General features: G+C 69.7%; 12 protein-coding genes. 5 read left to right on the top strand and 7 right to left on the bottom strand.

Annotated elements, in window-relative coordinates:
- The 4 genes from JJB11_RS05900 to JJB11_RS05885 form a co-directional block, all read right to left on the bottom strand.
- Positions 1–231 (bottom strand): IS110 family transposase (locus tag JJB11_RS05900; protein ID WP_201166961.1); only part of this gene is annotated, 231 nt, incomplete at its 3' end.
- A gap of 299 nt (positions 232–530) precedes the next feature.
- Positions 531–1,103 (bottom strand): VOC family protein, encoded by a 573-nt coding sequence (locus tag JJB11_RS05895; RefSeq protein ID WP_201166959.1) that lies wholly within the window; start codon positions 1,101–1,103, stop codon positions 531–533.
- A gap of 17 nt (positions 1,104–1,120) precedes the next feature.
- Positions 1,121–2,320 carry an FAD-dependent monooxygenase gene (locus JJB11_RS05890; RefSeq protein WP_201166957.1) on the bottom strand — a complete coding sequence of 400 codons (1,200 nt, stop codon included), beginning with the start codon at positions 2,318–2,320 and terminating at the stop codon, positions 1,121–1,123.
- A gap of 1 nt (position 2,321) precedes the next feature.
- Positions 2,322–3,299, bottom strand: a complete 978-nt coding sequence (locus JJB11_RS05885; RefSeq protein WP_201166955.1) for a Bug family tripartite tricarboxylate transporter substrate binding protein — start codon at positions 3,297–3,299, stop codon at positions 2,322–2,324.
- Between the two features lie 145 nt (positions 3,300–3,444).
- On the opposite strand from JJB11_RS05885, the gene JJB11_RS05880 reads away from it, so the two are divergent.
- Positions 3,445–4,332: a LysR family transcriptional regulator gene (locus tag JJB11_RS05880; RefSeq protein ID WP_201166953.1), complete on the top strand. Its 888-nt coding sequence runs from the start codon at positions 3,445–3,447 to the stop codon at positions 4,330–4,332.
- Between the two features lie 64 nt (positions 4,333–4,396).
- Here JJB11_RS05880 and JJB11_RS05875 read toward each other — a convergent pair whose 3' ends face one another.
- Both JJB11_RS05875 and JJB11_RS05870 read right to left on the bottom strand, forming a co-directional pair.
- A complete protein-coding gene (locus tag JJB11_RS05875) occupies positions 4,397–5,014 on the bottom strand; it encodes a 3'-5' exonuclease (protein WP_201166951.1) in 618 nt (205 codons plus the stop codon).
- Complete coding sequence (locus tag JJB11_RS05870) at positions 5,011–5,277, bottom strand: helix-turn-helix domain-containing protein (protein WP_201166949.1); 267 nt, start codon at positions 5,275–5,277, stop codon at positions 5,011–5,013. The genes JJB11_RS05875 and JJB11_RS05870 overlap by 4 nt, the downstream gene beginning before the upstream one ends.
- Between JJB11_RS05870 and JJB11_RS05865 the strand changes: the two genes are divergently transcribed.
- From JJB11_RS05865 to JJB11_RS05855, 3 genes are all read left to right on the top strand, one after another.
- Complete coding sequence (locus JJB11_RS05865) at positions 5,269–5,946, top strand: nucleotidyltransferase domain-containing protein (RefSeq protein ID WP_201166947.1); 678 nt, start codon at positions 5,269–5,271, stop codon at positions 5,944–5,946. The genes JJB11_RS05870 and JJB11_RS05865 overlap by 9 nt on opposite strands.
- Entirely contained in the window at positions 5,924–6,358 is a 435-nt protein-coding gene (locus JJB11_RS05860) for a hypothetical protein (RefSeq protein WP_201166945.1), read from the top strand. Before JJB11_RS05865 ends, JJB11_RS05860 begins: the two co-directional genes overlap by 23 nt.
- A gap of 241 nt (positions 6,359–6,599) precedes the next feature.
- Positions 6,600–7,298, top strand: a complete 699-nt coding sequence (locus tag JJB11_RS05855; RefSeq protein ID WP_201166943.1) for a 2OG-Fe(II) oxygenase — start codon at positions 6,600–6,602, stop codon at positions 7,296–7,298.
- A 48-nt stretch (positions 7,299–7,346) separates the two neighbouring features.
- On the opposite strand, the gene JJB11_RS05850 is transcribed toward JJB11_RS05855, so the two are convergent.
- Positions 7,347–8,213: an amino acid ABC transporter substrate-binding protein gene (locus JJB11_RS05850; protein ID WP_201166941.1), complete on the bottom strand. Its 867-nt coding sequence runs from the start codon at positions 8,211–8,213 to the stop codon at positions 7,347–7,349.
- 194 nt (positions 8,214–8,407) lie between these two features.
- Here JJB11_RS05850 and JJB11_RS05845 point away from each other — a divergent pair, with 194 nt between their 5' ends.
- Positions 8,408–8,980: an SRPBCC family protein gene (locus tag JJB11_RS05845; protein ID WP_201166939.1), complete on the top strand. Its 573-nt coding sequence runs from the start codon at positions 8,408–8,410 to the stop codon at positions 8,978–8,980.
- The last annotated feature ends 4 nt before the right edge of the window (positions 8,981–8,984 follow it).

The following is an 8,984-nucleotide window of genomic DNA, read 5'->3' as shown; positions in this document are numbered from 1 at the left end:
CCAGTAGACACCGGTGGCTTCCATGCAAACGTGAGCGCAACTGACGCCGTGCTTGGCCAGCCAGGCACGCAGCTGCTCGAAGCCCGAGGGCGTGTTGTCCACGACCTTGGTTTTCCACTTGCCTTTGGGCTGCTTCAGCGCGACATCGAGTTTTGCCTTGGCTACGTCGATTCCGACGATCGCCTCACGAGCTTGTTCGCTCGCAGCACGGGGGTTCCTCTCCTGCTCCATTCCTAGTCAACCTTGTACATGCGTGCTCCGGCCAGGCCGGGCGGGAAGATACTGTCCGACCTTTGCGGATGGACAGGAGAAAAAGGAGCGGGTGCCGCTAGATCTACGACACAGGTTCCAAGCCCAAAGGCTGGCGACGGCGTGCACCCGCTCCGCCCGGGTTGCCCCGAACTCTTAGAGTCTAGGAAAGAAACATACAAGGCTGGCGGTGAGCCGCAGGCGAACCCCAGCTTGCTGCGCGACGCTGCTCGCTGGGGTTCGCTTCGCTCACCGCCAGCCTACGCACCTGCAGGCCACCACTACAGGTTTTCGCCGTCGCCGATTCCCATCCGCCGGGCCATGTCACGTCGCCATTCGCTGCGCGGCTGGAACCCCGGCAGCGAGCGCGCATGCGCCTCGGCCCACGCGAGCAGTTCCTCAGCGGGCAGGTCGAAGGGCGCCGCCACGCGGCACGGCTGCGCCACGTACCAGGGCAGGTCCCAGTACAGCTCAACGCGGTTCCCTTCGGGATCGCGGAAGTAGACCGACAGCGCGTTGCCGTGCGTCACGGGGGCCAGCTCCGCGACGCCGGCGTCGCGCACGCGCCGGTGGAAGGCCTGCAGCGTCTGCAGCGAGTCGGCTTTCAGCGAGAGCTGGTTGATCACGTTGAAGTCCACGCGCTCGGGCCGGCCCGACACCAGCACGATCTGGTGGTGCTCGTCGGGGTCGCGGCTCAGGAAGATGAGGCGCGCGGGTCCGTTCGGCGTGGGCAGGGTGCCGCGGTCGGTCTCGGTGAAGTCGAGCACCGTCTTGTAGAAGTCCGCCTGCCGGTCGACGTCGGTCGCGTAGAGGCCGACGTGACTGAAGGTGAGCCCGGGTCGTTGCGTCGCCATCGTCGTCTTTCGCGCGCTCAGGCGGGCAGCGGCACCCGGTCGACCTTGTAGTCGAACAGCCAGTGGTAGCGCTCGCGCACGCGCGCCTCGTTCCACTCGCGGTCGACGTACTCCACCGCGCCTTGCGCCGACGCGAGCGCCGGATTGTGGAAGCGCTTGGTGTTGGCGGCCGATCCCTGCACGATGCGCGTGGTGCGCTCCACGCGCGCGTCCTGGAATCGGCGCAGCGCCTGCTGCGCATCCGGCGTCTCGCGCAGGCAGCGCGCCAGCATGGCGCCGTCCTCGATGGCCATGCACGCGCCCTGCGCCAGGAAAGGCAGCGTGGGGTGCGCGGCGTCGCCCAGCAGCGTGACGCGGCCCACGGTCCACTGCCGCATCGGCTCGCGCACCATCAGCGCCCACTTGAAGGGCTGCTGGATGCTGCGGATCAGCGTGTGCACGTCTTCGTGCCAGCCGGGGAAGTCGCCCGCGCATTCCTCGGTGCTTCCGGCGCTGGTCCACGACTCGACCTTCCAGTCGCTGCGCTCCACCACGCCGACGAAGTTCACCAGCTCGCCGCGCCGCAGCGGGTAGTGGATGACGTGGCCACCGGGGCCGACCCAGTTGGTGCCCACCGGCGCGCGCAGGTGCTCGGGCAGCTTCGCCGCGGGGATCACGCCGCGCCACGCCATGCAGCCGGAGAAGGTGGGTGCGTCGGGGCCGAACAGGCCCTGGCGCACGCGCGAGTGCACGCCGTCGGCGCCCACCAGCAGGTCGCCGCTGAAGCGGCGGCCGTCTTCCAGCTCCAGCGTCACGCCTTCGCCTGTCTGGTCGAAGCCCGCCACTTTCGCGCCGAGCACGAGCGCCTCGGGCGCGAGCCTGCGCACGGCATCCGCCAGTACCGCATGCAGGTCGGGCCGGTACAGCGTGTAGTAGGGATGGCCGTATTCCGCGATCGACTCCTGGCCGAGGTCGAACAGCTTCCACACCTGGCCGGTGCTCCACAGGCGCACCTGCTTGCCGGCCGGCACGCTGGCGACAGCGCGCACGGCTTCGTCCACCCCCACCAGCGACAGCACGCGCGTGGCGTTGGCGCTGAGCTGGAGGCCCGCGCCGACTTCGCCCAGCTGCTTCGCCTGCTCGAACACCTGCACCTCGTGGCCGTCGCGCAGCAGCGCCAGCGCCGCCACCAGCCCGCCGAGGCCGGCGCCCGCGATCAGGATCTTCTGCTTGGCCATGTCACTCCACCTGCACGTGGGCGCGGCTGATGATGCCGGACCACTTCCTGTAGTCGCTGGTGATCACGCTTTCGAACTCGCGCGCCGGCACGCCGGGCTCCAGCCCCTGGGCTTCCAGCTCCTTGCGCACTTCGGGCGAAGCCGCGGCCTTGGCCATCACCTCGCGCAGCTTGTCGATCACCGGCTGTGGCGTGCCCTGCGGCGCAACCAAGCCGAACCACGAGTAGGCCTCGAAGTCCTTGCCCAGCACCGACTTCACCGTCGGCACTTCGGGACCGGGGGCGTAGGGCTGCGCGCCGGTCACCGCCAGTGCGCGCAGCTTGCCGGCCTTCACGTACGGGTACAGCTGCGAGGCGTTGTCGAAGATCAGCTGGATCTGGCCACCGAGCACGTCGGTCAGGGCAGGGCCGCCGCCGCGGTAGGGCACGTGCGTGAGCTTCACGCCGGAGGTCTCCATGAACAGCTCGGTGGCCAGGTGGCCCACGGAGCCGTTGCCCGCGGTGCCGATGCTCAGGCTGCGATCCTTGGCCTTCAGCAGGTCCTGCAGCGAGTTGAGACCGGCGCCGCGGTTGGCCGCGATCATCATCGGGCCGCGCAGCGCCATGCCGATCGGCACGAAGGACTGCGCGTCGTACTTGAGGTTCTTGTACAGCCCGGGCGCAACGGCCAGCGTGCTGGTACCGCCCCACAGCAGCGTGTAGCCGTCGGCCGGCGCCCGCGCGACGTAGGCGCTGCCCACGGTGCCGGCGGCGCCGGCGCGGTTGTCGATGACGATGGGCTTGCCCAGCAGCTCGCCCATGACCTTCGCATACAGGCGAGCGCTGGCGTCGGTGGGGCCGCCCGCGGGGAAGGGCACCACGATCGTGACGGGCCGCGCGGGGTAGTCGCCCTGCGCGAAGCCGGCGAGCGGGGCGCAGGCAGCGAGGGCGGCGGCAGCCAGCAACAGGCGGCGGCGCACTGCGTGCAGCGTATGGGTCATGCGAGTCTCCTTGGATTTGGGAATGGCGACAACGGCCTGAGCGGCCGTGTGGCCCCTATTGAAGCGAAATCGCGGCCATCGGTAAAACTGCAAAATGCGATGAACCCATGGCGTGCAGTTATCAATGAGCCGACCCCCTTCGAGCATGAGCCTGACGATGCGCCAGCTGCGTGCCTTCGTCACCATCGCCCGCGAGCACAGCTTCACCCGCGCGGCGGAGCAACTGCACATCACGCAGCCGGGCCTGAGCGGCATGGTGCGCGAGGTCGAGCAGCAGCTGGACTGCCGCCTGTTCGAGCGGACCACGCGCACGGTGCGGCTCACCGAGCACGGCCGCGCCTTCCTGCCGGTCGCCACACGGGTGCTGGCGGAACTGGATGCGGCCGCATCGTCGCTGGGACAACTGTCGGCGCAGGGGCGCGCGCGGCTTGCGGTGGGCGCCACGCCCGTGATCGCATCGTCCATCCTGCCCCAGGCCTGCAGCGCCTTCGCGCTCACACACCCCGCCGTGCAGGTGCAGGTGCACGACCTCGATCGCGCGCAGGTACAGGCCGGCGTGCAGGACGGCACGCTGGACGCCGGCTTCGGCGTGTTCCTCGATGCGGCCAGTGGTATCCGGCGCACGCCCTTGCTGCAGACCGGGCTGGTGCTGGTGCGCGGTGCGCAGCAGGCCGGCGCCGCGACGGTACGCTGGAGCGACGTGCAGGCCGGCCCGCCGCTGCTCGCGCTGCCGGCGAAGAACCCGATCCAGAAGCTGGTGGACTCGCATGTGGGGAACGCCGCGCTTGGCGAGCCCCGCCAGGTGTTCAACCACCTGCACACGCTGCTGGCGATGGTGGAGGCGGGCGCGGGCAGCACCGTGCTGCCCTCGTTCGTGGCGGCGGCCGCGCAGCGCTATCGCGTGGTGCTGTGCCCGGTCACGCGGCCACGCGTGCCGCTGGAGTTCTACGAAATCACGCGCGCGGGCGCGCCGCGCAGTGCGGTGCTGGTGGAGTTCGGGCGGTGCCTGGTGGGGGTGATGAAGCAGTATTGACGCTGGACGCGCTTGCGCCCCTCACCCCGGCCCTCCCCCCGAGGGGGAGAGGGAGGAAGAGGGCTCACTGCGAGAAATAGGCGGCGATCGCTTTCGGCAGCGCCTTGCGCTGCGTGCGCTGCAGCTTCACCAGCAGCTCGTGCGGTGCGGCGTGCAGTGCGTACTCGCTCTGCAGGTCCGTGCGGCTGCGCGCCAGCAGCGCGGCGGCGACCTCCGCGTCGGCCAGCGCGCGGTGGGCACGGCCCGCGGGGGCCAGGGCGTGGAACGACGCCAGCGACTGCAGCCGATAGCTGCCCGCATGCGGATAGAGCCGGCGCGCGAGCAGCATCGTGCAGGCGAACGCGTGGTCCTTGGCCGCGTCCGGACCCAGCCGGCCCAGCTCCGCCGACCAGAAGCGCTGGTCGAAGGAGGCGTTGTGCGCCACCAGCGGCGCGCCCTGCACGAAGCGCGCAGCTTCCGCCATCACGTCCGCGGCGGGCGGCGCCGCGCGCACCATCTCGTTGGTGATGCCGGTGTATTGCTCGATGAAGGCGGGGATGCGCACGCCCGCGTTCATCAGCGACTGGAAGCGCCCGACGACCCGGGTGCCGTCCATCATCACGATGGCGATCTCGGTCGCGCGGTCTCCCATGGCCGGCGAGAGGCCGGTCGTTTCGAAGTCGATGACGCCGACGAGGCTCATGGCGCGCCGGCCGCGCCGGGCTGTTGCAGATTGACGGTCACCCCGTACTGCGCGAGCAGTCCCAGCACGTGGCCGACCGCCACGCCGGGCTCGCCGGATTCGATGCGCGCGATCGTCTGCACGTGCACGCCCAGCCGCGCGGCCGCGGCGGCCTGGCCCTCGCCCACGCGCGTGCGCGCCGCCTTCGCCGCCGCGCCCATCGCGCGGATCGCATCGTGGACGGAGGGCGGGATGTCTGCGGAGATGCGCTTGCCTTGGGCCATGGCGCGATTGTCGCTGGGCGCGAGGGCGAAGGGTTCTTGCCCGTTGCCTATTGCGCAACGCTCGTTGTACAATCGACCACAATGAACGCCGCTCTCATGTCCGAACTCTTCGGCGGTGCCGGGCGCTACAAGGCGCTTCGCTGCCTTTACGAGGAGCCAGCCCGCGCCTTCGGAACGCGCGAGCTCGCCGCGGCGGCAGGCATCGATCCGGCGAACGCCTCGCGCTGGCTGCGCCGATGGAGCGAAGTGGGACTGGTCGAGCGTCGACTCGAGCGCGGCGCGCCGGTGTTCCAGGCTTCGCGCGATCCGGGCCTGGCTGCCTTGGCGCAGCTGCTGCAACAGGACACGCGCACGCGCGAACTGCTCGCCGGCGAAGTGGACAAGCTGGGCGACAAGGTCGAGGCTGCGGCGATCTTCGGCTCCGCGGCCAAGGGCACCTCCGACGCCGGCAGCGATGTCGATCTGCTGCTCCTGACGGACCTGCCGCAACTGAAGGCGCAAGCACTTTTCAAGGCACCCGGTCGCGCGCTCGGGCGGCCGGTGAACGTCCTGGCCTATTCACCCTCTGCCTGGCGCGAAGCCGTCAGGAAGGGGGATGCCTTCGTCCGCGAAATCCTGGACAGTCCCATGGTGCCGGTGAAGGGGGATGTCCGTGCTGCGCAAGCCTGAACAGTTCGTGAGCGAGGGAAGCAAGGTCTTTCGCCAGGCCCCGGTGAACAGGGCCTCCATCGAGGGCTGGATCAGGATCGCCGGCGGCAAGGCGGCCGATGCCCAACGCAAGGCAAACTCCGCCAGCACCCGGCTTGGCGCCGCCTACGACGCGGTATTCAATCTGAGCCTGGCTGTCCTGTGCAGGAACGGTTGGCGCTGCACAGCGGCCGACGGCCATCACGCGCAGGCGCTGGAGGCGGCGTGCGCATACGCCGGCATCGGCTCCTCTGTGCATGACGAGGTGGATGCCATGCGCGACATGCGGAACAACCAGTACCAGGGCATCGAACCCTCGCCGCAGGACGTGGAGTACGCACTGGAGGTGGTGACCAGGGTCGTGCCGCGGCTGCTGGCTTACCTGAATTCGTGAGTGACCGAACGGAGAGGACAGGCGCTCCCGCCGTGCCCGATCCAACCGCTGCGAGTGGCGCTCGTAGGCTGGCGGTGAGCACCGCGAACCCCAGCGATCCGGCGTAACGCAGCAAGCTGGGGTTCGCCTGCGGCTCACCACCAGCCTACGATTTCTGCTTCGGCACGTCGCGGCGCGACGCTTCGGGTCACATGTCCGCATCCGGCGAGTCCTGCGCGCGGCAGCGTCGTAAGCTGCGCGGATGTTCGATGCAGTGGATTGGCAGGAGGTCGAGGCGGCGCTCGATCGCGATGGCGTCGCCGTGCTTCCCGGGCTGCTGGACGCGCAGGCGTGCCGCGCGCTCGCCGCGCTCTACGAGGGCGCACCCGAGGGCACGTTCCGCAGCCGGGTGGTGATGGCGCGGCACGGCTTCGGGCGCGGCGAGTACCAGTACTTCGACTACCCGTTGCCGCCGCCCTTGCCCGCGCTGCGGGCCGGCCTCTACGCGCAGCTTGCGCCGATCGCCAACCGCTGGAACACGACGCTGGGCCTCCCGCAGCGCTATCCCGCCACCCACGCCGAGTATCTGGCGCGCTGCCATGCGGCGGGGCAGGTGCGCGCGACGCCGCTGCTGCTGCGCTATGGCGAGGGCGACTACAACTGCCTGCACCAGGACCTGTACGGCGAGCACGTGTTCCCGTTGCAGGTCGTGGTGCTGCTGTCGCAGCCGCAGCGCGACTTCGACGGCGGCGAGTTCGTGCTGGTCGAGCAGCGGCCGCGCATGCAGTCGCGACCCCTCGTCGTGCCGCTGCGCCAGGGCGATGCAGCCGTGTTCGCCGTGAATCACCGGCCGGTGCAGGGCACGCGCGGACCTTATCGCGTGACGATGCGGCACGGCGTGAGCCGCGTGCGCCGCGGCGCGCGCAGCACCCTGGGCATCATCTTCCACGACGCGGCGTGAGCAGCGTGCTGCACTCACCCGCGCACGTGCGGCGATCGCGCGAGCGACTTAGTCCGGCAAGCTCCCCAGCCCATACATCACGAGCAGGGCCGGACTGGGATCCCCCAGTCCGGCGAACCAGCGCTTGTAGATCTCGCGCACGGCGCCGCCGGAGTAGACCTGCGCCAGCGCCGCATTCACGGCCTGCTGCAGCGCCCAGTCGCCGCGCGGCAGCGTGATGGCGTAGGGCTCGTAGGAGAGCGCATCGGCAAGCAGCACGGTGCCGGTCGGGTCCTTCGCCTGCGAGGCGAGCCCGAGCAGCAGCACGCGGTCGCTGGCGATGGCGTCGATGGCATGCGCCTCCAGCTGCGCCAGTCCTTCCTCGCGCGACTGCAGCGGCAGCACGGTCGCCGACACCAGCATGGTTCGCAGCGCGTCGTTCAGCGCGCGCTCGTTGCTGGTGCCGCGGATCACGCCGATCTTCTTGCCGGCCAGCGCGGACAGCGAATAGCCGGGCGTGGACTTCAGCACCAGCAGGCCGGTGCCCTCCAGGAAGATCAGCGATGAGAAGCCCACCTCCTTCATGCGCCCCAGCGTGACCGTGGTCGCACCGCATTCCATGTCGGCCTGCCCGCTGGCCAGCGCGGTGAAGCGCGTCTGCACGGTCACCGGCACCCACTTCACCTGCAGGGGCCCGACACCCAGCTGGCGTTCGATGCCCGCGACGACCGCGCGGCACAGGTCGACGGTGTAGCCGGCCGGCTTCCTGTCCGTGTCCTCGAAGGAGAACGGCAGGGCATCGGGGCGGTAGGCCAGCGTAATGGTGCGGGTGGCCTGCACCTTCTGCAGACGGCTGTCGGTCGGCGCGGGCGCCTGCGCGAAGACCAGGGAAGGAGCCAGGCAGAGCGCCGCGAGCAGGAGGATGAGGCGTGACATGGCGCCACTGTCGAGGCTCCGCCGCCGGCGTCGTAGTGGACGAAGGTCTCATGGTCCCCGTGCAGGGTTTGCGTTGCGGTCGCTGGCGCGCCTGAGTTCGCGTTCGCCCCTGTCGTCGACTTCCTACAAACCGTAGAGGCGCCGGCGTGCAACAGTGGCAGGCATCCCCATTCATCCAGCAGAGAGGACTCGCCATGCTCGGCAGACTCGTGACCCTTGCCGCCGTGATCTACGGTGGCGTGATGTTGGCGCGCAAGATGAAGACGAACAGCGGCTCCGGCTACCGCGGCCGCGGCCATCTCTCGGAGGTGGAAGTGTCGTGCGAAGTCGACGTGCCCGTGCGCACTGCCTATGACCAGTGGACCCAGTTCGAGGACTTCCCGCGCTTCATGTCCAGCGTGCAGCAGGTGCAGCAGGTCGACGACACGCACCTGCACTGGAACGCCAAGGTGGCCGGCAAGCCCAAGCAGTGGGACGCCGAGATCACCGAGCAGATTCCCGACCAGCGCATCGCCTGGCGCAGCACCAGCGGCCCGCTGAACATGGGCGTGGTCACCTTCGACAAGGTGCGCGAGGACCGCTCGCGCGTGACGCTGCGCATGGTGTACGGCCCCGAGAGCATGAACGAGAAGATCGCCGATGCGCTGGGCGCCGTGAAGATGGAGGCGCAGCGCAACCTCGCCAACTTCAAGAAGATGATCGAGTCGCAAGGCAGCGAGACCGGCGGCTGGCGCGGCTCGATCGAAGGCGGCGTGGTCCAGCACTGAGGCG

This window comes from Ramlibacter ginsenosidimutans (assembly GCF_016654015.1).
Classification (GTDB): Bacteria; Pseudomonadota; Gammaproteobacteria; order Burkholderiales; family Burkholderiaceae_C; genus Ramlibacter; species Ramlibacter ginsenosidimutans.
Note: the sequence above shows the minus strand (reverse complement) of the source record. Positions and strands in the feature narration are given on the sequence as shown.